This is a genomic window from Methylobrevis albus (genome assembly GCF_015904235.1).
Lineage (GTDB): Bacteria > Pseudomonadota > Alphaproteobacteria > Rhizobiales > Pleomorphomonadaceae > Methylobrevis_A > Methylobrevis_A albus.
Genome location: NZ_JADZLT010000052.1, coordinates 1 through 24,412 on the forward strand (window position 1 = coordinate 1; position 24,412 = coordinate 24,412).

Below are 24,412 nucleotides of genomic sequence, written 5' to 3' on the forward strand. Positions count from 1 at the left end.
GGATGAGGGGTAGCAGCCTCGCCCCGACGCACACCCAAGACGATCAAGCCGCCTCGAGATCCAGCGTCACCACCACCGGCACGTGATCCGACGGCTTTTCCCAGGCGCGGACGTGCTTCACCACTTCGCAGCCCGTCAGCCGGTCGGCAGCCTGGGGGGAGAGCATCAGGTGGTCGATGCGGATGCCGTGGTTCTTCTGCCAGGCGCCGGCCTGATAGTCCCAGAAGGAATAGACCCCCGCGGCGTCGGTGCAGGCGCGCAGGGCGTCGGTGTAGCCGAGGGCGGCGAGTTCGCGGAAGGCGGCGCGGCTTTCGGGCTGGAACAGGGCGTCGCCGGCCCAGACCTTCGGGTCGTGGCAATCCCACGGCTCGGGGATGACGTTGTAGTCGCCGGCGAGCACCAGCGGCTCTTCCAGCGCCAGCCGGGCGGCGGCGTGGGCGTTGAAGCGCTTCATCCAGGCGAGCTTGTAGCTGAACTTCTCGGTGCCGATCGGGTTGCCGTTCGGCAGATAGAGCGAGACGACGCGGAGAATGCCGCCGCGGACCGAGACGATGCCCTCGATGAAGCGGGCCTGCACGTCGTCGTCGTCGCCGGGCAGGCGCGGCGTGACGTCCTCAAGCGGCAGCTTGGAGAGGATCGCGACGCCGTTGAAGCCCTTCTGGCCGTGCGTCGCGACGTTGTAGCCGATCGCCTCGAAGGGCTCGCGCGGGAAGCCCTCGTCGACCGACTTGATCTCCTGCAGGCAGACGATCTCCGGCCCGTCCTGGCGCAGCCATTCGAGCGCGGTGTCGATGCGTGCCTTGACGCCGTTGATGTTCCAGGTCGCGACGCGGATCATGCGCTCGGCTCTCCCGTCGCCGCGCCCGGAATCGGGCGGCGGGCGACGAGGCCGATGGTATTGCCGGCGGGATCGGAGAGGAAGGCCATGCGCTCGGCTTCGCCGGCCGGGCCGAGGATGCCCTCGCTGTCCTCGAACACCACCGTCGGCGCGACGTCGAGCACCACGCCGGCGGCCGTCAGCCGCAGCACGGCGACGTCGAGGTCGGGCACGGTGAAGTAGACGGCGGCGGGGGAGGTGGCGGGCGCGAAGAACAGGCGCATGTCGCCGGCGAGGATGAAGGCGATGCCGGGCGGTTCGAAGCGCGCGTGAATGACGAGGCCGAGCTTGTCGCGCCAGAAGGCCAGCGTCGCGTCGAGGTCGCCCGCCGCGAGGGCGACCTGAATGACGCTGCGGATTCCGATCATGTCCTCGCCTCCGCCTCCCTTACACCGCGAAGCTGGTGCCGCAGCCGCAGGAGGCGGTGGCGTTCGGGTTGCGGACCTGGAACGACTGGCCCATCAGGTCGTCGACGAAATCGATTTCCGAACCGGCCATAAACGGGATCGAGACCTGGTCGACCAGCACCCGGACGCCGTTCTTCTCGATCACCAGATCGTCGTCCTCGCCGCTGGCGACGAGATCGAACTTGTAGGAGAAGCCGGAGCAGCCGCCGCCTTCGACCGAGACGCGCAGGGCCTTGGCGTCCTGTTCGCGCGCGAGGATGCGCGAGATGCGCCGGGCGGCGCGGTCGGTCACCGAGATCAGGCCGGCTTCGAGGATTGCTTCGGTCATGGCGTGCACCTTCGGCAGGGGGGAGCGGCGTCGTCGGTCCGGCGCGAGTCGCGCGCAGCGGGCCAAGACTTGTCATCCTGCATCCGAGATAGGTAAGTACCCTTGCATCCGGCGTCAATCAACGCAGCGCGTCGCAGGGCGGCCCGGCGCGGGATGCGGGGCGAGTGAAGAGGCAAGGCGCGGGTGACAATCTCTCCAGGCTTCGGCGCGGAACCGCGGGCCGCTTATGCGGTCGATCCGGCGACGACGCGCGGCCGGCGCCATGCCGAGCCGGCGAGCCCGACGCGCACGCCCTATCAGCGCGACCGCGACCGCATCATCCACGCCACCGCCTTCCGGCGCCTGAAAGACAAGACGCAGGTCTTCGTCGCCAGCGAAGGCGACCATTACCGGACGCGGCTGACCCACACGATCGAGGTGGCGCAGATCGCCCGCGCACTCGCCCGCGCGCTGCGGCTCGACGAGGATCTCGCCGAGGCGCTGGCGCTGGCGCACGACCTCGGCCACACGCCGTTCGGCCACACCGGCGAGGATGCACTGTCCGCCTGCCTCGAGCCCTGGGGCGGCTTCGACCACAATGCGCAGTCGCTCCGGATCGTCACGCAGCTCGAGCGCCGCTACGCCGAGTTCGACGGGCTGAACCTCTCGTGGGAGACGCTCGAGGGCCTCGTGAAGCACAACGGCCCGCTGACCGACGACACCGGCGCGCCGATCGGCCCTTATGCGCTGGGCGGCCTGCCGCTGGCGCTGACCGCCTATCCCGGCACGCCGGAGCTGATGCTGTGGTCGTGGCCGAGCGCCGAGGCGCAGGCGGCGGCGATCGCCGACGACATCGCCTATGATTCCCACGACGTCGACGACGGCCTGCGCGCCGGGCTGTTCGACCTTGCCGACCTCGAGGCGCTGCCGTTCTTCGGCGAGACGATCGAGGCGATCCGCGAGCGCTATCCGGGGCTGGAACGGCCGCGGCTGATCCATGAACTCACCCGGCGGATGATCACCGCGATGGTGGAGGACGTGATCGCGACCGCGCTGACCCGGCTCGAGGCCTATGCGCCGCAGTCGGCGGATGCGGTCCGCGGCGCCGGCTGCCAGATCGTCGGCTTCTCGGACCGGATGGCCGCGGTCGACAAGGCGCTGAAGGGCTTCCTGTTCCGCCGCGTCTATCGCCATCCGGACGTGATCCGGGTGCGCTCGCGCGCCGACCGCATCGTGCGCGACCTGTTCGCCCGCTACATGGCGCACCCCGAGGCGATGCCGGCCGACTGGCACTGCGACCCGGCGACGATGTCCGAAACCGAGATCGCGCGGCGGATCGGCGACTATATCGCCGGCATGACCGACCGCTTCGCCGTCGCCGAGCACCGGCGCTGGTTTGACGATACGCCGGAATTGCGCTAGCTCGCAGCCAACTCCCAAGAAGATGCGCCGCCGCGCGTCTTTCCGGCCGTTTCCGCGTCGTCCGGGCGACCCCCATTGCGGATGGAAATCCAGATGAACCTCTTCACGGTCTTCGCCGACCGCGTCAAAGCGGCCCTCGCGGGCCTCGGTCTCGAGATCGCCGACGCCGACCTCGCCCGCGTCGTCGTCGAGCCGCCGCGCGACGCGGCGCACGGCGACCTCGCCACCAACGCCGCGATGGTGCTCGCCAAGCCGCTCGGCATGAAGCCGCGCGAGCTCGCGGAGAAGATCGCGGCGGCGCTCTCCGGCGACCCGGACGTCGCCGGCGTCGAGATCGCCGGGCCCGGCTTCATCAACCTCCGCCTCGTGCCGTCGGTCTGGATCGGCCTGCTCGGCACGCTGCTCGCCGATCCCGCGGGCTTCGGCCGCTCGGCGCTCGGTGGCGGGCGCAAGGTCAACGTCGAATATGTCTCGGCGAACCCGACCGGGCCGATGCACGTCGGCCACTGCCGCGGCGCGGTGGTGGGCGACGCGCTGGCTTCGCTTCTGGTTGCAGCGGGTTACGACGTCACGCGCGAGTATTACATCAATGACGCCGGCGGCCAGATCGACGTGCTCGCCCACTCGGCGTTCATGCGCTACCGCGAGGCGCTCGGCGAAGCGATCGGCGCGATGCCGGAGGGGCTCTATCCCGGCGACTATCTGGTGCCCGTCGGCGAACGGCTCGCCGCCGAGCACGGCGACGCGCTGCTTTCGATGCCCGACGCCGGCTGGATGCCGATCGTCAAGGACGTCACCATCGCGATGATGATGGAGATGATCCGCTCCGATCTCGCGCTGCTCGGCGTCAAGCACGACGTTTTCTTCTCCGAGCGCTCGCTGCACGACCGGCGGGACGGCAACGCCTCCGAGATCGACCGGATGCTGGACGAACTCCGCGCGCGCGACCTCGTCTACGAGGGCAGCCTGCCGCCGCCGAAGGGGCAGGTGCCCGAGGACTGGGAAGACCGCGAGCAGACGCTGTTCCGGGCGAGCGCCTTCGGCGACGAGATCGACCGCGCGCTGATGAAGTCGGACGGCAGCTACACCTATTTCGCCGCCGACGTCGCCTATTTCCGGTCGAAGTACCTGCGCGGCTTCGAGCAGATGATCTTCATCCTCGGCGCCGACCACGGCGGCTACGTCAAGCGGCTCGAGGCGGTCGGCAAGGCGATCTCGGGCGGCTCGGCCAAGGTGATCGTGCGGCTCTGCCAACTGGTGAAGCTCTACCGCAACGGCGAGCCGTTCAAGATGTCGAAGCGGGCGGGCGACTTCGTCACGCTGCGCGACGTCGTCGACGAGGTCGGCCGCGACGCGGTGCGCTTCATGATGCTGATGCGCAAGAACGACGCGCCGCTCGACTTCGACTTCGTCAAGGTCAAGGAGCAGTCGAAGGACAACCCGGTCTTCTACGTGCAGTACGCCTATGCCCGGGTGCAGTCGGTGCTGCGGCAGGCGCGCGAGCAGGTGCCGGCGATCGCCGATCTCGATCCGGCGACGGCGCCTCTCGACAAGCTGACCGACGAGAGCGAGCTCAGCCTGGTGAAGCGCCTCGCGGAATTCCCGCGAATCGTCGACGCGGCCGCCGAGGCGCACGAGCCGCACCGCATCGCCTTCTATGTCCACGACCTCGCGGCGGACTTCCACACGCACTGGAACCGCGGCAAGGAACGCCCGAACTTACGCTTTGTTAACCCTGACGACCCAGAGTCGACCCGAGCCCGTCTCGCGCTCGTCCGGGCCGTCGCCTTTGTCTTGGCTTCCGGCCTCGCTATACTCGGCGTCGACGCTCCGGATGAAATGCGCTGAACCCCGATGCCGATGCCCTGCGGGGCATTGGCGGGATGTGTTTCGGCGGGGACCCTGGATCCGAGGACGAGCCGAAACCCGATGTTCAACATTCGCCGCACCAAGACCTCGCCCGCCCCCGCCGAGCATGCGCCGGACGGGGCGCCGCAATGGCAGGACGACGATCCGCTCGAGGAACTCGGCCGGCTGATCGACCGCGACATGCGCGGCGACGGCGAGGCCGCAGCGCAGGCGGAGCCGGCGTGGTACGCCGCCGAGCCCGCCAACGATCCGCATGCCGACCACTGGTATGCGGACGCGGCGCTGCGCGGCTCGCAGGAAGCGCACGGCTACGACCCGGCCTATGACAACGGCGCGCACGGCGACGCGGTCTATGACGAGGCGGCCTATGCCGCCGATGCCGACGCCGACGTCTACGTCGATCCCGTCACCGGCCAGGCCTATGTTCCCGCCGGGTACGCCGAAGGCCAGCCCGGCTATGCCGAGCCCGGCTACGACGAACCCGCCTATGACGATGAACCGGCCTATGCCGCGGCGCCCTACGCCGCGGCACCGGCGGCGGCGCCGGCGCGTTCGTCGCTCGCCGATCCGTGGGACAGCGACTATCCGGGCTCCTACGACGATGCGCTCGCCGGCTACGGCGACCCGTCCACCGGCGTCGACCCGCAGCTTGTCGAGCATGGCACGCTGCCGCCGCATGACGAGCGCGAGACGGCCGCGGCGCCCGGCGGCGCCCGCCGCATCGGCGTGATCGCCGCGGTGCTCGGCGTCGTGCTGCTCGGCGGCATCGGCGCCGTCGCCTATGGCCTCACCGGCGGTGCCGGCGGCGGCGAAGCGCAGCTGGTGCGCGCGCCGGACGGCCCGTTCAAGATCGTGCCGGACCCGGCCGAGCCGGTGGACGAGGGCGCCGGGGAAGGCGCCGTCGTCTTCAGCGCGCGGACCGGCACCATCGGCAAGAGCGAGGAGCGCATCATCCCGCGCGAGGAGAGCATTCCCGGGCTGCCCGGTGTCGACAGCCCTGTCGCGCGCGTCGTGCTGCCGGACGGCACCGTGCAGGAGGAAGCGCCGGTCGACATCGGGCCGAAGAAAGTGCGCACCGTGCTGGTTCGGCCGGACGGCACCATCATCACCTCGCCCGACCGCGCCACCCAGCTCGCGGCGCCGACGGACGTCCCGGCCGACACCGGCTTTGTCTCCGGCGACGACTTCGCCGACGAAGGCCAGCTGATGTCATCGATGCCGACGCTGATCGACGGCGCCGACCAGGTCGACCAGACCGCCGCGCTGCCGGGCAGCGAAGCCGAGGCGCCGACGCAGACCGCCGCCCTGGCGCCGCTCACGGAGACGCTGCCGCCGACGGAGGTCGTCGCCCCCGCCGCGCCGTCCGCTGCCGTGCCGCGTCCGTCGGAGCGCCCGGGCGAGGCCGCCAGCGGCCCGATGGAGCTGATGCCCGATCCGGCGACGGCCAGCGCGCCGCCGCAGCAGACCGCGGCGCTGGCACCCGAACCGGCCCCCGCCGCCCCGGCGCCGGCCGCCGCCACCGGCGGCCCCGGCTTCCGCGTCCAGCTCGCCTCGCTGCCGTCGGAAAGTGCCGCCCAGTCGACGGCCACGCGCCTCAAGCAGCGTTTCTCCGCGGTGATCGGATCGTTCCCGACCGAGATCCAGCGCGCGGACCTCGGTGCGAAGGGTGTCTACTACCGGGTCAAGGTCGGCCCGATGGCGTCCAGCGAGGAGGCGAACCGCGTCTGTTCGCAGCTGAAGTCGGCCGGCGGCGACTGCATCGTCTCGCGCAACTGATCGCGCGCACGCGGCCCTCTCCGAAAAGCAAAAAGCGCCGGCATTGCCCGGCGCTTTTTCGTTGCGGACTTTTTTCGTTTGGGACGCGGATAACGCGGCCTTGAGGCTCAAACCTCGGGCTTCGCGGCGTCCTTGAGCTTCTGCTGCATCATCTCGAGCAGTTCCGCGGCGGCGGCGGGATCGGCGCGCAGGAAGGCCGCGAAGGCCTCCTCGGCGCGCTCCTCGAGCACGCGGCTGTTCTGCTGCTTGATGGTGTCGATGCGGGCGACGATCTCGCGCAGCCGGTCCACCGCCTTGCCACTGGTGTCGCCGTCGGCGAGTTCCAGCACCGCCTCGGAGATGATGCCGAGCTGGCGGCCGAAGCTCGCGACGTCGGCGACGACCCGCTCCTCGATCCGCGGATCACCCTGGTAGCTGGTGTAGTTGATGGTCGGCGACGCCCAATTGGTGAGCGGCGCGATGGTCTGCCGGTTGTAGTCGGATCCGGGAAACTTGATCTCCGTCGGCCAGAAGGGAAACACGGTCATGGCACCTCTCCTGCGACGCCGGTGACGTCTCTGCTGCATCGCAGCATGGTAGCATCCGACGGGGCTGCGGGAAATTGCTGATCGCTTTGCCGGCATTCGTCTTCAAGCCTATGCGTCGGTGCCTTAAGTAACAGGCGTCGCGGGTGCGGGTTCCGCTCCCGGCCATGCTCGAAGGAAAAGAATCCCGATGCAGATTACCTGGTTCGGCCACTCCGCCTTTCGCGTCGAGCTTCCCGGCGCCTCGCTGCTGATCGACCCGTTCTTCAACGGCAATCCGGGCTTCACGGGCGACGTCGCCGAGGCATCGGCCGGCATCACGCACATCGTGCTGACGCACGGCCACGGCGACCATCTCGGCGATACGCTGGCCTTGGCGGAGTCGACTGGCGCCAAGGTGATCGCCAACTTCGACCTCTGCATGTGGCTCGCCCACCGCGGCCTGCAGTCGTTCGAGCCGATGGGCACGGGCGGCACGGTCGACGTCGGGCCGTTCGTGGTGACGCTGGTCAACGCGGTGCACGCCTCGGCCTATCTCGACGAGAACGGCGTCTCGCACGTGCTCGGCAACCCGAACGGCGTGATCATCCGCGCGCCGGGCGAGAAGGTGCTCTACCACATGGGCGACACCGACATCTTCGGCGACATGGCGCTGATTTCCGAACTCTACGCGCCGGACATCGGCCTGGTGCCGATCGGCGATCGCTTCACCATGGGCGCGCGCACGGCCGCGCTGGCGGTGAAGCGGTTCTTCGACTTCGAGACCGTGATTCCCTGCCACTACGGCTCGTTCCCGATCGTCGACCAGACGGCGGACAAGTTCCTCGCCGAGATGGGGGAGGAGGCCGGCAAGGTGCGGGTGCTCGCCGTCGGCGAGACGATCACGCTCTGAAAACCGCCGCCGTCGTGCCTCCGGCCGCGGCGCGTCCGCGGCCGGGAACCCGAGATCGGCAGCCGCAAAACGACATCAATTTCCCCAGCTTAAGCCTTTATAAACGTTACCGCGGTGTAATTGCCTCGATGGTTCAGTTCGTCTGGCGAGACACCAAAATGCGTGACACGACGAAGAAACTCCGGTTCCGCCACCTCTCGCAGGTGGCCGTTCTGGCATTGGTCGGCGGCGTGTCGGCCGGATGCAGCAGCGATGTATCGCGGTTCGGCACGTTCTTCGAGCCGACGGACAACCGCGCGGCAACCGTCCGACAGCCGGACGTGGCGGTGACGGGTTCGCTGCCGCCGGCCGATGCCGCGCCGCGGACCCCGGTCTCGGCCGGCCAGCTGCCGCCGGTGCCCGGCGCCGTGGCGGCGGCCAACACCGCGCCGATGGTGCGTCCGCCCTCTTTTGGCGAACAGACCTGGCAGCAGCCGGCGCCCGCAACGGCGCCCGCGCCCTCGGCCACCGTCGCGGCGGCCCCGGCCGGCACGCCGACCCGTCCCGGCTGGAATGCCGCCGGCGGCTCGATCGTGGCGATGCGGCCCGGCGAAACCGTCGCGACCCTTTCCACCCGCTACAACGTTCCGGTGGACGCCATCCTCAAAGCCAATGGCCTTGCCTCGGCCGCCCAGGCGCAGCCGGGCCAGCAGATCGTGATCCCCGTCTACAGCCTCGGCGGCCCGAGCGTCGCCAATGCCCCCGTGCCGCAGGCGACCATGACCGCGCCGACCCAGCAGGCCGGCATCGCCGCGCCGCCGGCCCGCCCGCTCGGCACGCTGCCGGCCGGTACGGCGGCGGCCGCCGCCGACGGCGTCTACGTGGTGAAGCCGGGCGACTCGCTCGGCCGCATCGCCAACGGCTACGGCATGCGCTCGACCGAACTCGCCGCGCTCAACGGCATCTCGGCCTCCGATCCGATCCGCGTCGGCCAGAAGCTGCGCCTGCCGCAGGGCGGCGCCGCGCCGCAGCAGGTGGCGGCGCTGACGCCCGCGACGATGACCGATGCGACCCCCGGCCGTGTGCCGAGCCCGCAACCGGCCGTGCGCCCGGCGCAGGCCCAGACGCAGCAGCCCGCCAATGCGCCCGCCGCCCCCGCCCAGGCGCCGCAGCAGACCGGCCTCGCGCCGATGCCGACCCGCAGCGAGCCGCAGCAGAGCGCGGCCCTCGCGCCGGCGCCGGCGCCCAGCGCGGCCGCCCCGGCTCCGGCGGCGACCGAGAGCGCCAGCGCGGCCTCGAAGTCGTTCCGCTGGCCGGTCAACGGTCGCATCATCTCGAACTTCGGCAAGAAGCCGAACGGCGAGCGCAACGACGGCATCAACCTCGAAGTGCCGGAAGGCACGCCGATCAAGGCGGCCGAAGGCGGCACCGTGATCTACTCGGGCAACGAGCTGAAGGGCTACGGCAACCTCGTGCTGGTGAAGCACTCGAACGGCATGGTCTCGGCCTATGCCCACGCCAGCGAACTCCTGGTGCGGCGCGGCGACCAGGTCCGCCGCGGCCAGACCATCGGCAAGGTCGGCGCGACCGGCTCCGTCGCGCGGCCGCAGCTCCACTTCGAGCTGCGCGAGGGCAACCGGCCGCTCGACCCGCTGCCGTTCCTCAACGGCTGAGGCCGTCCGGCTTCGAACATCGGTCGCCGGCCGCCAGCGCGGCGGGCGACCCCGATTTCGGCCGGTGGGTGGTCCCCTCTGCAGTAACCGCCGGTCGGATCCCCGGCGGGGCGCTTAGCCCGCGAGGGTTACCCCCAGGCGCCCCGCCAAATCCTGCACGTATTGCCAGGCGACGCGGCCCGAGCGGGCCCCGCGCGTCGTCGCCCACTCCAGCGCCTCGGCGCGGAGCTGCTCCGGCTCCACGGCGAGCCCGAAGCGTTCGGCGTAGCCGCCGACCATGGCGAGATAGTCGTCCTGCGAGCAGTTGTGGAAGCCGATCCACAGGCCGAAGCGATCCGACAGCGAGACCTTCTCCTCCACCGCCTCACTCGGATTGATCGCGGTCGAGCGCTCGTTCTCCATCATGTCGCGCGGGATCAGGTGGCGCCGGTTCGACGTCGCGTAGAACAGCACGTTTTCCGGCCGCCCCTCGATGCCGCCCTCCAGCACTGCTTTGAGCGACTTGTACGAGGTATCGTCTCGGTCGAAGGAGAGATCGTCGCAGAAGACGATGAAGCGCCACGGCGCCGGGCGCAGCAGCGCCATCAGCTCGGGCAGCGTCTCGATATCCTCGCGGTGGATCTCGATCAGCTTCAGCGGCCGGGCCTCGGCGTCCGCCGCGGTGCGGCGCGCGTTGACCTCCGCCTGCGCGGCCTTCACCAGCGACGACTTGCCCATGCCGCGCGCGCCCCAGAGCAGCACGTTGTTCGCCGGCAGGCCGCTGGCGAAGCGCTGCGTGTTCTCCAGCAGCATGTCGCGGCTGCGGTCGATGCCCTTCAGCAGGCCGATCTCGACGCGGTTGACCCGCGCCACCGGCTGCAGGCGCCGGCCCGCCGCCTGCCAGACGAAGGCGTCGGCGGCGCCGAAGTCCGACTTTCCCGCCGGCGGCGGCAGGCCGCGCTCGAGCACGGCGATCAGGTCGGCGAGGCGACGGGCGAGGAGGTCGATCGGGTCGTCGGCCAAGAGCTCAATTCCTATCCGGTTTTTTCGCGAATTCGGCAGGCGGGGGAAGGTTCCGCGTCACTGGCCGCCGAACAGCTGATAGCCGATGACCAGCGCCGCGGCGAGCCCGCCCCAGAGCAGCGCCGCCGGCAGCATGCCGCCGCCGGAGCGGGCGCTGAACAGGAAGCCCGAAGTGATGACGAGGAGCAGCGCGCCGAGCTGCGCCAGCGAGGCGAACTGCTCGGGGTGCATGCCGAGCACGCTCTCGCTGCCGTGCGAGGCGACGAGGATGGTGGCGGCGGCGGCGAGGATCACCATGCCGATGATCAGGGCGGGACGGCGCATCAGCGGGCTCCTGAGAGGGTGGGGCGACGGGCGGGGAGCTCGGCCATGATACGGCGGCGAACGGGTTCGGACAGCCTACCCCAGGCGCCGATCTCGTCGAGGCTGCGCAGGCAGCCGCGGCAGAGTTTCGAGACCGGGTCGATCTCGCAGATGTTGATGCAGGGAGTGGAGGCGCTGTGATTCATGTCGGACGAGGAACCTGCGTTCGAGCTCGAGGGTTCGGGGGCCTCATCCGAAAAATGAGGGAGGCATGCGAAAGAGACTGGCGGAGCGCTCATCCCGGGTTTGATATGCGGTGGTCCGGCGGCAGGAGTAAGCCCCCGGACCAAAACGTCACAGGCGGCCGATCGGACCGTCTAGAGGGGATATGCCATGAGGGCTTTCGGTGGATACGCGATTTGTGCGTTTCTGGTGGGATGCGGCGCTGTTTCCTCGGCGTCGGCGGCGGAAGGGTCCGGCCTCGCCTGGGGCGCGCGCGATCCGACGCCCTGCGTGGCGCTGACCCAAAGTGAGCCGCCCACGGCCGAACAGGCCGCCGCGCTGGTGCGCTGTACCGGCGAGATCGCGTCCGACGGTGGCGAACTGACGCTGATGGAAAATCTGCGGGTCGAGGTCGGTGGACCGGTGCCTTATGTCGCGATGTACGACAAGTACGTCATGCAGGACGCCGATGCGCGGTCCGATACCTATCCGATCCGGGGCAGCTTCACCTGGTCGGTCTGCAAGACGCGGCATGACGCGGCGATCTACGGCAATCCCGACCTGAACTGTGCGGAGTCCGACGTCGCGGCCGCCCAGGGCCTCTGCTGGAAGACCAGCTTTGCCGACTGGCGCTGCCGGATGACCGGTGCCAGCGCGGCCGCCCGCCAGGGGACGCCGCCGCCGCGGTAACGGGCGGGCGCCGGGCGCGCCCTCCGCCTTCACCGCTGCCAGGTCCGACGGGAGATGCGGTCGCCGGCCGCCGGGCTCACAGGACGAGCCCGGCGAGAAAGGCGATCTCGGCGACCTGCTGCGCGGCGCCGAGCACGTCCCCGGTCTGCCCGCCGATCTTGGCGATGGCGAGCCGGCCGAGGGCCGCGGTGGCGATGCCGGCGAGGATCAGCCCGATCACGACGCCATCGGCGCCCGCGGCCGGGATCGCGGCGAGCGCGACGACCGCGGCGACGAGGCTGGCGACGGCGACAGGCCCCGGCTTCGGCCGGGCGAGCGACGACGCCAGCCCGCCCGCCCGCGCCGGCGGCAGCAGCGCCCAGAGCCAGAGTGGTGCGACGCGGCTGACGGCGCCGGCCGCCAGCACCGCAAGCGCGGCCTCCACCGCGCCGGCGGCGAGCACGGCCGCGAGCAGCACGGTGCGCATGGTGACGGAGAACACCAGCGCCAGCGCCCCGAAGGCGCCGACGCGGCTGTCCTTCATGATCTCCAGCCGGCGCGCCGGGGTGGACCCGCCGCCGAAGCCGTCGGCGATGTCGGCGAGGCCGTCCTCGTGAAAAGCGCCGGTGAGAAGCGCGGTGAGCGCCAGCGCGTGCACCGCCACGGCGAGGGTCGGCAGGTCGGTCGATCCGAGAATCACGACCAGCAGGGCGGCCGGCGCCACGATCACGACGCCGGCGAGCGGCACCACCGGGGCGGCGCGGGAGAAGTCGGGCAGGGCGGCCGGATCGTCGCAGCGGCCGAGCCGCGGCACCGGCAGGCGCGAGAAGAACCGCAGCACGGCGGCGAGATCGGCGATCGTGCGCAGCAAGCGGCTCTCCCGGCAACGGCGCGCGCGGCTTCTGCCGCAGCGCCGCATCGTATATAGAACGGCGCCTCTTTGCCGTCATCCGCCGCGGCCGACCGGAGACCGACCTGATGAGCACTTCGCTGACCGGACTGCCCTTCGACGATTTCCGCAGCCTGCTCGCCCGGCTGCCGGGTCCGGACGAGGTGGCGGTCGGCAAGGTGCGGCACCGTGACCGCCAGCTGACCAAGCCGGCGGGGTCGCTCGGCGAGCTCGAAGGCTACGTCGAGTGGCTCGCCGCCTGGCAGGGCAAGGCGCCGCCGCGGGTCGACCGGCCGCTGGTCGCGGTGTTCGCCGGCAACCACGGCATCACCGCCAAGGGCGTCTCGGCCTTTCCGGCCTCGGTGACGCAGCAGATGGTGGAGAATTTCACGGCCGGGGGCGCGGCGATCAACCAGATCTGCGTCGCCTTCGATTTCGGCCTCAAGGTGTTCGACCTCGCGCTGCACCTGCCGACCCCGGACATCACGGAAGCCGACGCCTTCGACGAGGCCGGCTGCGCGGCGACGATGGCGTTCGGCATGGAGGCGGTGGCCGGCGGCATGGACCTGCTCGTCATCGGCGAGATGGGGATCGGCAACACCACGGTGGCGGCGGCGATCTACCACGCGCTCTACGGCGGCACGGCTGAGGACTGGGTCGGCCGCGGCACCGGCGTCGACGACGAGGGCCTCGCCCGCAAGCGCGCCGCCGTGGCGGCTGCCGTCGCCCGCATCGGCGACGCCCGGAAGGATCCGCTGGAGGTGCTGCGGCGCATCGGCGGGCGCGAGATCGCGGCGATGGCGGGTGCGATCCTCGCCGCGCGATTCGAGCAGGTGCCGGTGATCATCGACGGCTTCGTCGCGACGGCGGCGGCGACGATCCTGCACGCGATGGCGCCGGGTGCGCTTGACCACTGCCTGATCGGCCACATCTCCGCCGAGCACGCCCACCGCGAGGCGGTGCGGCGCCTCGGCAAGCGGCCGGTGCTCGACCTCGGCATGCGGCTCGGCGAGGGCTCGGGCGCCGCGATGGCGGCGGCCGTCGTGAAGGGTGCGGCCGCGATCCACGCCGGCATGGCGACGTTCACGCAGGCCGGCGTCGCCGAAAAGGGCGCCTGAGGCAAAGGCATGTCGGCAGGGGAGGGGGGCGACGCGCGGCGCCCGGCCGGTGTGGCCGCAGTGCCCGCGTCAGACGCTCAGGCCCTGCGGCGCTGGCGCTCGTCCTCGATCGGCGGCATCACTTCCATGACGCGCGCGCTCGGGAAGGTGACGGTGACCGTGGTGCCCTCGCGCAGGCGCGACTTCAGGGCGAACTGGCCGTCGTGCATCTGCACCAGCGCCTGCACGATCGGCAGGCCGAGGCCGGTGCCCTGCTCGGCGGACTTGATCGCGATCGAGCCCTGGCCGAAGGCGGAGAGCACGATCGGGATCTCCTCCTCGGGGATGCCCGGGCCGTTGTCGCGCACCGAGACATACTGGCCGCCGCCGGCGGTCCAGCCCATCTTGATCCAGATCTCGCCGCCGGTCGGGGTGAACTTCACCGCGTTCGAGAGCAGGTTCAGCACCACCTGGCGCACGGCGCGCTCGTCGGCCCAGAGCTTGGGCAGGTCGGCCTCGAACTGCTCGTGGATCTTGATGCCCTTGTTGCGCGCCTTCAGCTTCACCAGATGGTGGCATTCCTCGACGACGTGGCCGAGGGTGACGGCTTCCTCGTTCAGCTTGTAGCGGCCGGCCTCGATGCGCGAGAGGTCGAGGATCTCGTTGATGAGGTTGAGGAGGTGCTCGCCGGAGCCGTGGATGTCGGCGATGTATTCCTTGTAGTTGGCGTTGCCGATCGGCCCGAACACCTCGCCCTTGATGATCTCGGAGAAACCGAGGATCGCGTTGAGCGGCGTGCGCAGCTCGTGGCTCATCGTGGCGAGGAAGCGCGATTTGGCGAGGTTCGCCTCTTCGGCGCGGCGGCGCGATTCGTCCGAGACGGCCTTCGCCTGCTCGAGTTCGGCGATCAGCGCGTCCTTCTCGACCCGGTATTCCAGCATGGCGAGGGCGGCGGAATGCAGCCGCTGCGCCAGCGTGATGAAGAAGGCTTCGGCGACGACGACGAAGCCGGCGAGGACGCCGCCGAGCAGGCTGCCCTCCATGGCGAACATGACCGCGCCGATCACCGTCATCGGCAGCGTGCCGACGATCACCGCCCGCGGCAGGTTGCTGGTGACCATCGCCTGGATGGCGACCATGACGAGGAGCGCGCCGAACTTGAACACGGTTGCCGTCGGATCGGCCGACGGCAGCACGAACAGCGCGGCAAACGCGAGGCCGAACATCGCCTCGCCGAGATGGAACTGCCGGGTCCACGGCTTGTGGATCGCCTCGGCGCTCTGCAGCGCGGCGAATCGGCGGCAGCTGATGCCGTGCACGATGTGGATGGCGAAGACCACGGCGCCCCAGCCGACGACGTGCTCGATCGCGAACCAGTTGCTGGCGACGGCGGTGAGCGTCGCGATCAGCAGGGTGATCGCGAGCCAGCCGGACAGCCGATTGCGGGCGTAGCCGAGGGCGAGTTCGTAGTCGAAGGCGGGGCGGGTGCCGGTGCTGGACGACAGCCGCTCACGCACGTCGCGGACCGCCTGCGCGACCTCGCGGCGCTTGATCGCCTTCTGGCGATTGCGCTCGGTTCTCTCCGTCGTCTGCCCGACCGTTGCTTCCGTCATGGTCCCTAGGATTTCCCGCGCGAAGGGGCCTGCGCCCCCCCGGATAGGACGCCTCCGAGGGGCGATGCTAGGATGGCTTCGTTAACTTCCGGCTCAACGAGATGGTTAAAGCAGAATTTTTTCACCCGGCTCCGACCGCGGCGGCGGCGCCCGCCGGGGGCGAGGATCCGCATGCGCTCGGCCGCGAGATCGCTGCCTGCCGGCTCTGCGCCGAGCAGCCGCTGGGGCGGCCGCTGCCGCATGCGCCGCGCCCCGTGGCGACGCTGTCGGCGACGGCGCGGCTGCTGGTCGCCGGGCAGGCGCCGGGCACCCGGGTGCACGCCAGCGGCCTCTCGTTCACCGACGCCTCCGGCGATCGTCTGCGCGACTGGCTGGGGATCGAGCGCGAGGTCTTTTACGATTCGCGCCGCGTGGCGATCGCCGCGATGGGGTTCTGCTTTCCCGGCCAGGACGCGCACGGCGGCGACCTGCCGCCGCGGCGGGAATGCGCGCCGCACTGGCGCTTCCGCCTGATGGCGGCGATGCCGCAACTCGAGCTGGTGCTGGCGATCGGCCTCCACGCCCAGCGCTGGCACCTCGGCCCCGATGCCGGACCGACGCTCGGGGCGACGGTCGCGAACTGGCGGGCGATTCTCGACCGGCCGGCGCGCCCGGCGGTGCTGCCGCTGCCGCATCCCTCGTGGCGCAACACGGCCTGGCTGCGCCGCAATCCGTGGTTCGAGGCCGAGGTGGTGCCGGAGCTTCGCGGACGCGTCGCCGCCCTCGTCGGCTGAATCGGGAGATTCGGTAGAATTTTTTTCCGGGTTATGTTGCTCTTGGTCGTGATTTGGGTAAATTCATTCTACTGAGGCGCCTTTGGTCCCGCCGGGACGACGGCGCCTGCGCAAGTCACGGACCAACAGCATGATCGATCGTCTCGACCGCAAGATCCTGTCCATCCTGCAGGAGGACGCCACCATTCCCGTGGCCGAAATCGGCCGCCGGGTCGGCTTGTCGACCACGCCGTGCTGGCGGCGGATCCAGAAGCTGGAGGAAGACGGCGTGATCCAGCGCCGGGTTGCGGTGCTCGATCCGAAGCTCGTCAACGCCAAGGTGACCGTCTTCGTCTCGATCACCACCAGCCAGCATTCCGAGGAATGGCTGCGGCGGTTCGCCGAGGTGATCCGCGATTTTCCCGAGGTGATCGAGTTCTACCGGATGAGCGGCCAGGTCGATTACCTGCTGCGCGTCGTGGTGCCCGACATCGAGGCCTACGACGCCTTCTACAAGCGCCTGATCACCAAGATCGACATCGCCGACGTGTCGTCGTCCTTCGCGATGGAGCAGATCAAGTACACGACGGCGCTGCCGCTGCAGTTCGTGCAGATCGAGAAGGAAAAGGCGGTCTGAACCGGCGCCGATTGCGCCGGGCGGCGTGGGGTGGCGGCCGGTCGCGATCCGCGGGGAAGCGGGGGAGGCGGCCGCACAAAGACCCTTGTGCCGGCTCCGGGCTTTTGTTACATCGCTCGCGCCGGTGGCGACACCGGCCACGATTTGCGGTCGTGGCGGAATTGGTAGACGCGCAGCGTTGAGGTCGCTGTGGGGCAACCCGTGGAAGTTCGAGTCTTCTCGACCGCACCATCTCCCTTCCGGTTTGCCGGGGGAGGAGACCTTGAAAGAGGCGCCGGTTCGACCGGCGCCTTTTTCGTTAGGGACGGACGTTCTCGCACCAGGACCGGATCATGCTCGACATCCTCGTTCTCAACGGCCCCAACCTGAACCTGCTCGGCACGCGCGAGCCCGGCGTCTATGGCGCGAAAACGCTCGCCGACATCGAAGCCGACCTGATCGCCCGCGCCGGCGACCGCGCCCGGCTGCGGTTCCTACAGTCGAATCACGAGGGTGACCTCGTCACCGCGCTGCAGGAATCGGGGCGCGACGGCGTCGCGGTGATCTTCAACGCCGGCGCCTATACGCACACCTCGATCGCGCTGCGCGACGCGATCGCCGGCTCCAAGGCCAAGGTGATCGAGGTGCACCTCTCCAACGTCCACGCCCGCGAGGACTTCCGGCACCACTCGTACCTCAGCCCGGTTGCGCGCGGCGTCATCGTCGGCTTCGGCCCGATGTCCTACGACCTCGCGCTCGAGGCGCTGATCGCCGGCGCCTGACCGGCCGCGGCGCGGTCAGGCGGGCGGTGTCCGGCCGGCCGGGCCGCCGAGGTGCGTGGCGAGCGCCGCCGTGACGCGGGCGAGCATCGCCTCCTGCGGCAGGTCGCCGGCGCGGACGGAGACGTCGGCCTCGGCGTAGACGCTGCGCCGGACGGCGTCGAGGGCGGCGAGCTTGCCGCGGGCGTCGCCGTCGGCGAGCGGGCGCGAGGTCCGTCGCCCGACACGCGCCACCAGGGTCTCGATATCGACGTCGAGCCAGACGGAGAGGCCGCGCTCGCGGACGAGGCGGCGCGTCGCGTCGCTGAGCCAGGCGCCGCCGCCCAGCGCGATCACGCTCGGCGGGCCCGCCATCACCCGCGCCACCACCCGTTCCTCCAGCGCCCGGAAATGCGGCTCGCCATAGGTTTCGAAGATCTCGCGCACCGTCATGCGCGCCGCCTTCTCGATCTCGGCGTCGGTGTCGACGAAGCCGAGATCGAGGGCGCGGCCGAGCCGCCGGCCGACGCTGCTCTTGCCCGAGCCCATCATGCCGACGAGGACGAGAAAGCGGTCGCCGAGGCCGCGGCGAAGGGCGGGGAGGGTGGCCTGGGGGCCGCCCGGTCCCGCCCGGCCGCCGCGGCCGGCGTCGCTTCGGGTCCTTTGCGGACGATATGTCCCTGCGCGCATCGGGTCTGGTCCATCCGGTCTTTGACCCTAGCTAACAACCGGCGCGGGCGAATGTCACCCGGCGTTCGCCGGTGCCGCCCGGGCAAGGTCCGGCCGGGCGCGGCCGGAACGCTGCGCCGCTGCCGCGGTTTTCCTTTGAGCAGCCCGGCCGGGCGGTCTAGAGCTTGACGCCTGCCCACCGCACCGCGGTGGTCTCCCCCCGATTCCCGACCGCCCCGAGGAAGCGCATGGCCGACGAGACGCCCGACGCGCCGCGAGACGACGTTCCCGGCGCCATTCCGCCGCTGCGGGACGAAACCGGCGAGTTGTCGCCCGCCTTCGTGGCCGCGATCGTCACCGCGATCGAGGCCGCCGATGCGGCGACGGCGACGGCGCTGGCCGGCAACCTGCACGAGGTGGATCTCGCCGACGTGCTGATGGCGCTGCCGCCGGGCGATCGATCGCTGTTCGTTTTGCTGCTCGGCGCGCGCTTCGATTTCACGGCGCTGACCGAGGTCGACCAATCCGTCCGCATCGAGATTCTCGAAGCCCTGCCGAGCAATGTCGTGGCGGACGGCCTGCGCGAGCTCGAATCGGACGACGCGGTCTACATCCTCGAGGATCTCGACGAGGCGCAGAAGTTCGAGATCCTATCGCAGTTGCCGCTGCCCGAACGCACGGCGCTGCAGCGCAGCCTCGACTATCCGGAGGAATCCGCCGGACGGCGGATGCAGACGGATTTCATCGCGGTCGCGCCGTTCTGGACCGTCGGCCAGACGATCGACTACCTGCGCAACGAAAAGGACCTGCCGGACGATTTCTACGAGATCTTCGTGATCGACCCGCGCTACCGGCTGCTCGGCACCGTGTCGCTCGACCGGATGCTGCGCACGCAGCGGCACGTGCGCATCGGCGAGGTGATGAACGAGGCGCGGCACCTCGTCAAAGCGACCGAGGACCAGGAGGTCGTGGCGCGGATCTTCGAGCGCTACAACCTGCTCTCCGCCGCCGTCATCGACGAGGCGGACCGCCTCGTCGGCGTGATCACCATCGACGACATCGTCGACGTCATCCAGCAGGAGGCGGAGGAGGATCTGCGCGCGCTCGCCGGCGTCGGCGACGAGGAGATCTCCGACAGCGTGCTCGAGACGGTGCGCGGCCGCTTCGTCTGGCTGTTCTTCAACATCTTCACCGCCTTTGCCGCCGCGGCGGTGATTTCGTCCTTCGAGTACTCCATCGGCGAGATGGTGGCGCTCGCCGCGCTGATGCCGATCGTCGCCTCGATGGGCGGCAACGCCGGCGCGCAGTCGATGACCGTGGCGGTGCGCGCGCTCGCCACCGGCGACATCGACAAGCGCAACGCGCTGCGCACGATCCGGCGCGAGGCGGTGGTCGGCCTCGTCAACGGCGTGCTGCTCGCGATCCTGATCGGAACGATCTCCGGGCTCTGGTTCCGCAATCTCGGATTGGGCCTGGTGATGGGAGCGGCACTTATTGTTAACCTTGTTGTGGCAGGTCTGGCAGGGATCCTGATCCCGCTGACGCTCAACCGGCTCAGGGTCGATCCGGCCGTTGCGTCGAGCGTCTTCGTGACGACCGTGACGGATGTCGTCGGTTTCTTCGCTTTCCTGGGACTCGCAACATGGCTTCTGATCGGCTGACCGCCCACCGGACACCAGCGCGCAAGACCAGCACGCGCACGGCCTCGCCGCGGCGACGGGCCGGAATGGCTGCAACCCTGGAGGGTGGCTTCGTGCGCGGCGCGCTGCGCGCCGCGTCCCGGATCGCGGCCATCGCCGCGGCGCTGACGGTGGCGGGCTGCGCGCTGTTCGGCGAATTCGAGCCGCCGGGGCCGGAGGACTATCCGGTGCAGGGCATCGACGTCTCCAAGTACCAGGGCGAGATCGACTGGAACACGGTGAAGCAGGCGAACATCCAGTTCGCCTGGATCAAGGCGACCGAAGGCGGCGACCACTCCGACAGCAAGTTCACCCAGAACTGGTACGCGGCGCAGGCCGCCGGCGTCCGCCGCGGTGCCTATCATTTCTATTATTTCTGCCGCACGCCGGAAGAGCAGGCGGCCTGGTTCATCCAGAACGTGCCCTATGATCCGCAGGCGCTGCCGCCGGTGCTGGACATGGAGTGGTACCACGACTCCAAGAACTGCAAGCGCATTCCGACCCGGGCGGAAATCCATCAGGAAATGCGGACGTTCCTCAACATCGTCGAGCGCTACTACGGCAAGCGGCCGGTGATCTACGTCACCGTCGACTTCCACCGCGACCGGCTGGTCGGGGCCTTCACCGACTACCCGATCTGGGTGCGCAGCGTCGCCGGGCACCCGGTGATCCGCTACGGCGATCGCGACTGGACGTTCTGGCAGTACACGGCGACCGGCCGCGTGCCGGGCATCAAGGGCAACGTCGACCGCAACACCTTCGACGGCAACCAGCGCGAGTTCATGAAGTTCCTGAAGGATTCGCAGGTCGACGTGCCGACGAGCTCGATCCCGCAGCGCACGGCGCCGATGAGCTGGCAGTAAGGCAGGAGCCTGCTGGGGCGGGCCTGTTGTCAGCGCCCGTCGTGGGGCGGCCCCCCTCCCTGTCCCTCCCCCGCTTTGCAGGAGAGGGGACGCAGGAGGTTAGAGCGTTCGCCTCACCAGCACTTCGGTCCGGCGTGACCGTCGTTTCGCGAAAGCCCCATCGCCCATCGTCCCCTCTCCTGCGAAGCGGGGGAGGGACAGGGAGGGGGGAGGCCGCGCGGCAAAGCGCGCAGCCCCGCCCAAAAATTTCACGCCGCGACCCGCTCCTGCTTCGCGAGCTTGCAGCCGGCGATCCGCCAGGTGCCGTCCGGCTGGCGTTCGACCATGTAGAGCGCGGTCCAGTCGGCGCCGTCGGGGCCGACGAGGAAGACCTCCTGCACCAGCCCCTTCGCCGTGTCGCGGAGCTGGCCGAAGGTCACGGCCTTCGGGCGATACACCGGCTGGTAGCCCTGCTTCACCATGCTCATGAACGTGTCGGCATTGCCGAGCACCTGCTGCAGCTGCGGGGCCGCGAAGGAGTAGGCGCGGGCGCTGTCGTCGGCCTTGAAGGCGGCGATCTGCTCGCCGATCACCGCCTGGATCGCCGTGAAGTCGCCGGCGTCCGGGGCCGCGGCCTCGTCCGCCGCGGCCGGGGACGCAAGCAGCATGCCCGCGACGATCGTGCCGGCGATCAGGGCACCGGCCGCCTGACGGGCGGCACGGTGAAACGGCTGCCCGAAGGCGGACACCGAGAGACGAGAGTACAGCGACGCCATCGTACCCCTCCTGCTGAGGGGCCGGGTCCGCCTCGCGGCCCGACACCCGAGGATCCGGCGCACCGGCCCGAGTTGCGGGGGAGAGTGCGATACCGGCCGACGCAGCGCGAGCCTGTCGCGCCCGCCGTATCTGTGAAGGTAGCACGACGGACCGATCCGGAAAGGGGCGCTGCCGAAAAACTGTGCTGCCTATTGCAGCGGCGCAACAGCGCGTTGCGACCAGCGACGCGGGTTCCCCCTTTCGCCGGGCGCCTGCACGCAATATTTAGGGCTCTGGGATAGCCATGCCGGGTCGGAAATGTAACGATCCGGCGATTCAGGAAGACCGCCAGACCGGACCCCCGTGCGGAGCGACTGACGCTCCGGGCGGGACGGGCGGCGAAGATACTTCGAGGACAGAATGCAGGATCCGGTCGAAACCTACATGAGCACGCTGGTTCCGATGGTCGTCGAGCAGACGAACCGCGGCGAGCGGGCCTACGACATCTTCTCGCGGCTGCTGAAAGAGCGCATCATCTTCATCACCGGTCCGATCGAGGACACGGTGGCGACGCTGGTTTGCGCGCAGCTCTTGTTCCTCGAGGCGGAGAATCCGAACAAGGAAATCGCCGTCTACATCAATTCGCCGGGTGGCATCGTCACCTCCGGCCTCGCGATCTACGACACGATGCAGTTCATCCGGCCGCAGATCTCGACGCTCTGCATCGGCCAGGCGGCCTCGATGGGCTCGCTGCTGCTCGCCGCCGGCGACAAGGGCATGCGCTTCGCCCTGCCGAACGCGCGCATCATGGTGCATCAGCCCTCGGGCGGCTTCCGCGGCCAGGCCAGCGACATCATGCTGCACGCCCAGGAAATCCTGAAGCTGAAGCGCCGGCTGAACGACATCTACGTGAAGCATACCGGCCTTGCGCTCGACGCGATTGAATCGGCGCTCGAACGCGACAACTTCATGACAGCGGAGCAGGCGAAGACGTTCGGCCTGATCGACCAGGTGATCGAGAACCGTCTCGCCCTCGAAGGCGCGGCCGCCTGAGTTTCGGCGGCCCGGGCCTCTGCTGCGGGTGCCGCAACGGCGGGCCGAACTTGCCCGGCCCGAGGGCCCGGACGTCGGCGAAGGGCGTGGGCCGCGAGGCCTGCCCGGCGGTCCTTCGGGGCCGCCCCGCCGGGGCGGCGCGGGAAAGGTCGCGGCGAAAGCCGCGGTCCGGTTCCGGCGAACATGGAAAACGGGCTGTTAAGTATATGTTGATCCCTATGCCCGCAGCATGCTCACATCACCCCCCAAGGTGATTTGCATGGCGTATAGGGTTGGAATCGTCTCCTCAGGGTGCTTAGCTGACTGTCGGCGGATATCTCCGTCGTCATCCGTGCCCAGGGAGGCGGCCGGGCGGTGACCGCCCGACAACCGAGCAGGAACTGATTGGATGACCAAAGTCAGCGGCGGCGAGTCGAAGAACACGCTCTATTGTTCGTTCTGCGGCAAGAGCCAGCACGAAGTCCGCAAGCTCATTGCCGGACCCACCGTGTTCATCTGCGACGAATGCGTCGAGCTCTGCATGGACATCATCCGTGAAGAGTCGAAGTCCAACCTCGTGAAGTCGCGCGACGGCGTTCCGACGCCGTCCGACATTCGCAAGGTGCTGGACGACTACGTGATCGGGCAGCAGCAGGCCAAGAAGGTTCTCTCGGTCGCGGTGCACAATCACTACAAGCGCCTGAACCACGCCGCGAAGAACAACGACGTGGAGCTGGCGAAGTCGAACATCATGCTGATCGGCCCGACCGGCTGCGGCAAGACGCTGCTCGCGCAGACGCTTGCCCGCATCATCGACGTGCCGTTCACCATGGCCGACGCGACGACGCTGACCGAGGCCGGCTATGTCGGCGAGGACGTCGAGAACATCATCCTGAAGCTGCTGCAGTCGGCCGACTACAACGTCGAGCGGGCGCAGCGTGGCATCGTCTACATCGACGAGGTCGACAAGATCAGCCGCAAGTCCGACAACCCGTCGATCACGCGCGACGTGTCGGGCGAGGGCGTGCAGCAGGCGCTGCTGAAGATCATGGAAGGCACCGTCGCCTCCGTGCCGCCGCAGGGCGGGCGCAAGCATCCGCAGCAGGAATTCCTGCAGGTCGACACCACCAACATCCTGTTCATCTGCGGCGGCGCCTTCGCCGGCCTGGAAAAGATCATCTCGCAGCGCGGCCGGTCGACCTCGATCGGCTTCAGCGCCACGGTGAGCGCGCCGGAAGACCGGCGCACTGGCGAGATCTTCGCCAAGGTCGAGCCCGAGGATCTGCTGAAGTTTGGCCTGATCCCTGAGTTCGTCGGCCGCCTGCCGGTGCTGGCGACGCTGGAGGATCTCGACGAGGCGGCGCTGGTGACGATCCTGTCGGAGCCGAAGAACGCGCTGGTCAAGCAGTACGCCCGCCTGTTCGAGATGGAAGACGTCGAGCTCACCTTCCACGACGATGCGCTGAAGGCGATCGCCCGCCGCGCCATCGAGCGCAAGACCGGTGCGCGCGGCCTGCGCTCGATTATGGAAGCGATCCTGCTCGACACGATGTACGAGCTGCCCGGCCTCGACGGCGTGCGCGAAGTCGCGATCAGCGCCGAAGTGGTCGATGGCAAGGCCCGTCCGCTCTACATTTACGCCGACCGCGTCGGCGAGACGGAAGCGACGGCCTGATCAACCGGGCGTCCCTGTCGGCATCGCCGGCCGGGATTCGGGTGATCAGAAGTTGGTGAAGCGGGGCCGCGGGCGCCTGGCGCCCCGGCTCTGGTCTTGAAAAGTCCTTTCC

General features: G+C 69.6%; 25 protein-coding genes and 1 tRNA gene. 15 read left to right on the forward strand and 11 right to left on the reverse strand.

The window, feature by feature from the left end; all coding sequences use genetic code 11:
* Nucleotides 1–43 precede the first annotated feature (43 nt).
* Genes xth through erpA form a run of 3 tightly spaced genes read right to left on the reverse strand, consistent with a single transcriptional unit; the run spans nucleotide 44 to nucleotide 1,612 of the window.
* Nucleotides 44–838 carry an exodeoxyribonuclease III gene (xth, locus tag I5731_RS13630; RefSeq protein WP_197311964.1) on the reverse strand — a complete coding sequence of 265 codons (795 nt, stop codon included), beginning with the start codon at nucleotides 836–838 and terminating at the stop codon, nucleotides 44–46.
* Nucleotides 835–1,245, reverse strand: coding sequence for a VOC family protein (locus I5731_RS13635; protein WP_197311965.1), 411 nt, complete (start codon nucleotides 1,243–1,245; stop codon nucleotides 835–837). The genes xth and I5731_RS13635 overlap by 4 nt, the downstream gene beginning before the upstream one ends.
* Before the next feature lie 19 nt (nucleotides 1,246–1,264).
* A complete protein-coding gene (erpA, locus tag I5731_RS13640; protein ID WP_197311966.1) occupies nucleotides 1,265–1,612 on the reverse strand; it encodes an iron-sulfur cluster insertion protein ErpA in 348 nt (115 codons plus the stop codon).
* Between the two features lie 183 nt (nucleotides 1,613–1,795).
* On the opposite strand from erpA, the gene I5731_RS13645 reads away from it, so the two are divergent.
* From I5731_RS13645 to I5731_RS13655, 3 genes are all read left to right on the forward strand, one after another.
* On the forward strand, nucleotides 1,796–3,013 hold the full coding sequence (locus tag I5731_RS13645) for a deoxyguanosinetriphosphate triphosphohydrolase (RefSeq protein WP_328838819.1): 1,218 nt from the start codon (nucleotides 1,796–1,798) through the stop codon (nucleotides 3,011–3,013).
* 93 nt (nucleotides 3,014–3,106) lie between these two features.
* Complete coding sequence (gene argS, locus I5731_RS13650; protein ID WP_197311967.1) at nucleotides 3,107–4,861, forward strand: arginine--tRNA ligase; 1,755 nt, start codon at nucleotides 3,107–3,109, stop codon at nucleotides 4,859–4,861.
* 81 nt (nucleotides 4,862–4,942) lie between these two features.
* On the forward strand, nucleotides 4,943–6,658 hold the full coding sequence (locus tag I5731_RS13655) for an SPOR domain-containing protein (protein WP_197311968.1): 1,716 nt from the start codon (nucleotides 4,943–4,945) through the stop codon (nucleotides 6,656–6,658).
* 107 nt (nucleotides 6,659–6,765) lie between these two features.
* On the opposite strand, the gene I5731_RS13660 is transcribed toward I5731_RS13655, so the two are convergent.
* Nucleotides 6,766–7,185 (reverse strand): hypothetical protein, encoded by a 420-nt coding sequence (locus I5731_RS13660; RefSeq protein WP_197311969.1) that lies wholly within the window; start codon nucleotides 7,183–7,185, stop codon nucleotides 6,766–6,768.
* A 187-nt stretch (nucleotides 7,186–7,372) separates the two neighbouring features.
* Here I5731_RS13660 and I5731_RS13665 point away from each other — a divergent pair, with 187 nt between their 5' ends.
* Nucleotides 7,373–8,074, forward strand: coding sequence for a metal-dependent hydrolase (locus tag I5731_RS13665; RefSeq protein ID WP_197311970.1), 702 nt, complete (start codon nucleotides 7,373–7,375; stop codon nucleotides 8,072–8,074).
* A 158-nt stretch (nucleotides 8,075–8,232) separates the two neighbouring features.
* Entirely contained in the window at nucleotides 8,233–9,726 is a 1,494-nt protein-coding gene (locus I5731_RS13670) for a peptidoglycan DD-metalloendopeptidase family protein (protein ID WP_197311971.1), read from the forward strand.
* A 114-nt stretch (nucleotides 9,727–9,840) separates the two neighbouring features.
* On the opposite strand, the gene I5731_RS13675 is transcribed toward I5731_RS13670, so the two are convergent.
* Genes I5731_RS13675 through I5731_RS13685 form a run of 3 tightly spaced genes read right to left on the reverse strand, consistent with a single transcriptional unit; the run spans nucleotide 9,841 to nucleotide 11,237 of the window.
* Nucleotides 9,841–10,728, reverse strand: a complete 888-nt coding sequence (locus I5731_RS13675) for an ATP-binding protein (RefSeq protein ID WP_197311972.1) — start codon at nucleotides 10,726–10,728, stop codon at nucleotides 9,841–9,843.
* Between the two features lie 57 nt (nucleotides 10,729–10,785).
* Nucleotides 10,786–11,052, reverse strand: a complete 267-nt coding sequence (locus I5731_RS13680; protein ID WP_197311973.1) for a hypothetical protein — start codon at nucleotides 11,050–11,052, stop codon at nucleotides 10,786–10,788.
* Complete coding sequence (locus tag I5731_RS13685; protein ID WP_197311974.1) at nucleotides 11,052–11,237, reverse strand: DUF1289 domain-containing protein; 186 nt, start codon at nucleotides 11,235–11,237, stop codon at nucleotides 11,052–11,054. The genes I5731_RS13680 and I5731_RS13685 overlap by 1 nt, the downstream gene beginning before the upstream one ends.
* Before the next feature lie 187 nt (nucleotides 11,238–11,424).
* Between I5731_RS13685 and I5731_RS13690 the strand changes: the two genes are divergently transcribed.
* Entirely contained in the window at nucleotides 11,425–11,943 is a 519-nt protein-coding gene (locus I5731_RS13690; protein ID WP_197311975.1) for a hypothetical protein, read from the forward strand.
* Between the two features lie 76 nt (nucleotides 11,944–12,019).
* On the opposite strand, the gene I5731_RS13695 is transcribed toward I5731_RS13690, so the two are convergent.
* Complete coding sequence (locus tag I5731_RS13695; RefSeq protein WP_235981787.1) at nucleotides 12,020–12,793, reverse strand: adenosylcobinamide-GDP ribazoletransferase; 774 nt, start codon at nucleotides 12,791–12,793, stop codon at nucleotides 12,020–12,022.
* Between the two features lie 107 nt (nucleotides 12,794–12,900).
* Here I5731_RS13695 and cobT point away from each other — a divergent pair, with 107 nt between their 5' ends.
* Nucleotides 12,901–13,929, forward strand: coding sequence for a nicotinate-nucleotide--dimethylbenzimidazole phosphoribosyltransferase (gene cobT / locus I5731_RS13700; RefSeq protein WP_197311977.1), 1,029 nt, complete (start codon nucleotides 12,901–12,903; stop codon nucleotides 13,927–13,929).
* Nucleotides 13,930–14,006: 77 nt separating this feature from the next.
* Here cobT and I5731_RS13705 read toward each other — a convergent pair whose 3' ends face one another.
* On the reverse strand, nucleotides 14,007–15,521 hold the full coding sequence (locus tag I5731_RS13705) for a sensor histidine kinase (RefSeq protein WP_197311978.1): 1,515 nt from the start codon (nucleotides 15,519–15,521) through the stop codon (nucleotides 14,007–14,009).
* A gap of 101 nt (nucleotides 15,522–15,622) precedes the next feature.
* Between I5731_RS13705 and I5731_RS13710 the strand changes: the two genes are divergently transcribed.
* From I5731_RS13710 to aroQ, 4 genes are all read left to right on the forward strand, one after another.
* The gene (locus I5731_RS13710; RefSeq protein WP_197311979.1) at nucleotides 15,623–16,294 is read left to right on the forward strand and encodes a uracil-DNA glycosylase family protein; all 672 of its coding nucleotides are present in this window, start codon (nucleotides 15,623–15,625) and stop codon (nucleotides 16,292–16,294) included.
* 133 nt (nucleotides 16,295–16,427) lie between these two features.
* A complete protein-coding gene (locus I5731_RS13715) occupies nucleotides 16,428–16,910 on the forward strand; it encodes an Lrp/AsnC family transcriptional regulator (RefSeq protein WP_197312206.1) in 483 nt (160 codons plus the stop codon).
* Between the two features lie 146 nt (nucleotides 16,911–17,056).
* Nucleotides 17,057–17,141: transfer RNA gene (locus I5731_RS13720), tRNA-Leu, on the forward strand.
* 101 nt (nucleotides 17,142–17,242) lie between these two features.
* Entirely contained in the window at nucleotides 17,243–17,671 is a 429-nt protein-coding gene (gene aroQ, locus I5731_RS13725; RefSeq protein WP_197311980.1) for a type II 3-dehydroquinate dehydratase, read from the forward strand.
* 15 nt (nucleotides 17,672–17,686) lie between these two features.
* Here the strand turns inward: aroQ and I5731_RS13730 are convergent, their stop codons facing one another.
* Nucleotides 17,687–18,337: a shikimate kinase gene (locus tag I5731_RS13730; RefSeq protein WP_197311981.1), complete on the reverse strand. Its 651-nt coding sequence runs from the start codon at nucleotides 18,335–18,337 to the stop codon at nucleotides 17,687–17,689.
* A gap of 227 nt (nucleotides 18,338–18,564) precedes the next feature.
* On the opposite strand from I5731_RS13730, the gene mgtE reads away from it, so the two are divergent.
* Complete coding sequence (mgtE, locus tag I5731_RS13735) at nucleotides 18,565–19,977, forward strand: magnesium transporter (protein WP_197311982.1); 1,413 nt, start codon at nucleotides 18,565–18,567, stop codon at nucleotides 19,975–19,977.
* Between the two features lie 65 nt (nucleotides 19,978–20,042).
* Nucleotides 20,043–20,858, forward strand: a complete 816-nt coding sequence (locus tag I5731_RS13740) for a glycoside hydrolase family 25 protein (protein WP_197311983.1) — start codon at nucleotides 20,043–20,045, stop codon at nucleotides 20,856–20,858.
* A gap of 248 nt (nucleotides 20,859–21,106) precedes the next feature.
* On the opposite strand, the gene I5731_RS13745 is transcribed toward I5731_RS13740, so the two are convergent.
* A complete protein-coding gene (locus I5731_RS13745; protein WP_235981788.1) occupies nucleotides 21,107–21,613 on the reverse strand; it encodes a DUF4864 domain-containing protein in 507 nt (168 codons plus the stop codon).
* Between the two features lie 400 nt (nucleotides 21,614–22,013).
* Between I5731_RS13745 and I5731_RS13750 the strand changes: the two genes are divergently transcribed.
* Nucleotides 22,014–22,646: an ATP-dependent Clp protease proteolytic subunit gene (locus tag I5731_RS13750; RefSeq protein ID WP_197311984.1), complete on the forward strand. Its 633-nt coding sequence runs from the start codon at nucleotides 22,014–22,016 to the stop codon at nucleotides 22,644–22,646.
* A 388-nt stretch (nucleotides 22,647–23,034) separates the two neighbouring features.
* Entirely contained in the window at nucleotides 23,035–24,300 is a 1,266-nt protein-coding gene (gene clpX / locus I5731_RS13755; protein WP_197311985.1) for an ATP-dependent Clp protease ATP-binding subunit ClpX, read from the forward strand.
* Nucleotides 24,301–24,412: the final 112 nt, after the last annotated feature.

Bases quoted from the DNA above. Each gene is read 5' to 3' on its own strand.
- I5731_RS13690 (WP_197311975.1), top strand. From the start codon at position 11,425: ATGAGGGCTTTCGGTGGATACGCGATTTGTGCGTTTCTGGTGGGATGC.
- I5731_RS13750 (WP_197311984.1), top strand. From the start codon at position 22,014: ATGCAGGATCCGGTCGAAACCTACATGAGCACGCTGGTTCCGATGGTC.
- aroQ (WP_197311980.1), top strand. From the start codon at position 17,243: ATGCTCGACATCCTCGTTCTCAACGGCCCCAACCTGAACCTGCTCGGC.
- xth (WP_197311964.1), bottom strand. From the start codon at position 838: ATGATCCGCGTCGCGACCTGGAACATCAACGGCGTCAAGGCACGCATC.
- I5731_RS13655 (WP_197311968.1), top strand. From the start codon at position 4,943: ATGTTCAACATTCGCCGCACCAAGACCTCGCCCGCCCCCGCCGAGCAT.
- cobT (WP_197311977.1), top strand. From the start codon at position 12,901: ATGAGCACTTCGCTGACCGGACTGCCCTTCGACGATTTCCGCAGCCTG.
- I5731_RS13635 (WP_197311965.1), bottom strand. From the start codon at position 1,245: ATGATCGGAATCCGCAGCGTCATTCAGGTCGCCCTCGCGGCGGGCGAC.
- I5731_RS13740 (WP_197311983.1), top strand. From the start codon at position 20,043: ATGGCTGCAACCCTGGAGGGTGGCTTCGTGCGCGGCGCGCTGCGCGCC.
- I5731_RS13745 (WP_235981788.1), bottom strand. From the start codon at position 21,613: ATGGCGTCGCTGTACTCTCGTCTCTCGGTGTCCGCCTTCGGGCAGCCG.
- erpA (WP_197311966.1), bottom strand. From the start codon at position 1,612: ATGACCGAAGCAATCCTCGAAGCCGGCCTGATCTCGGTGACCGACCGC.
- mgtE (WP_197311982.1), top strand. From the start codon at position 18,565: ATGGCCGACGAGACGCCCGACGCGCCGCGAGACGACGTTCCCGGCGCC.
- I5731_RS13705 (WP_197311978.1), bottom strand. From the start codon at position 15,521: ATGACGGAAGCAACGGTCGGGCAGACGACGGAGAGAACCGAGCGCAAT.
- I5731_RS13660 (WP_197311969.1), bottom strand. From the start codon at position 7,185: ATGACCGTGTTTCCCTTCTGGCCGACGGAGATCAAGTTTCCCGGATCC.
- I5731_RS13670 (WP_197311971.1), top strand. From the start codon at position 8,233: ATGCGTGACACGACGAAGAAACTCCGGTTCCGCCACCTCTCGCAGGTG.
- argS (WP_197311967.1), top strand. From the start codon at position 3,107: ATGAACCTCTTCACGGTCTTCGCCGACCGCGTCAAAGCGGCCCTCGCG.
- I5731_RS13685 (WP_197311974.1), bottom strand. From the start codon at position 11,237: ATGAATCACAGCGCCTCCACTCCCTGCATCAACATCTGCGAGATCGAC.
- clpX (WP_197311985.1), top strand. From the start codon at position 23,035: ATGACCAAAGTCAGCGGCGGCGAGTCGAAGAACACGCTCTATTGTTCG.
- I5731_RS13730 (WP_197311981.1), bottom strand. From the start codon at position 18,337: ATGCGCGCAGGGACATATCGTCCGCAAAGGACCCGAAGCGACGCCGGC.
- I5731_RS13665 (WP_197311970.1), top strand. From the start codon at position 7,373: ATGCAGATTACCTGGTTCGGCCACTCCGCCTTTCGCGTCGAGCTTCCC.
- I5731_RS13710 (WP_197311979.1), top strand. From the start codon at position 15,623: ATGGTTAAAGCAGAATTTTTTCACCCGGCTCCGACCGCGGCGGCGGCG.
- I5731_RS13680 (WP_197311973.1), bottom strand. From the start codon at position 11,052: ATGCGCCGTCCCGCCCTGATCATCGGCATGGTGATCCTCGCCGCCGCC.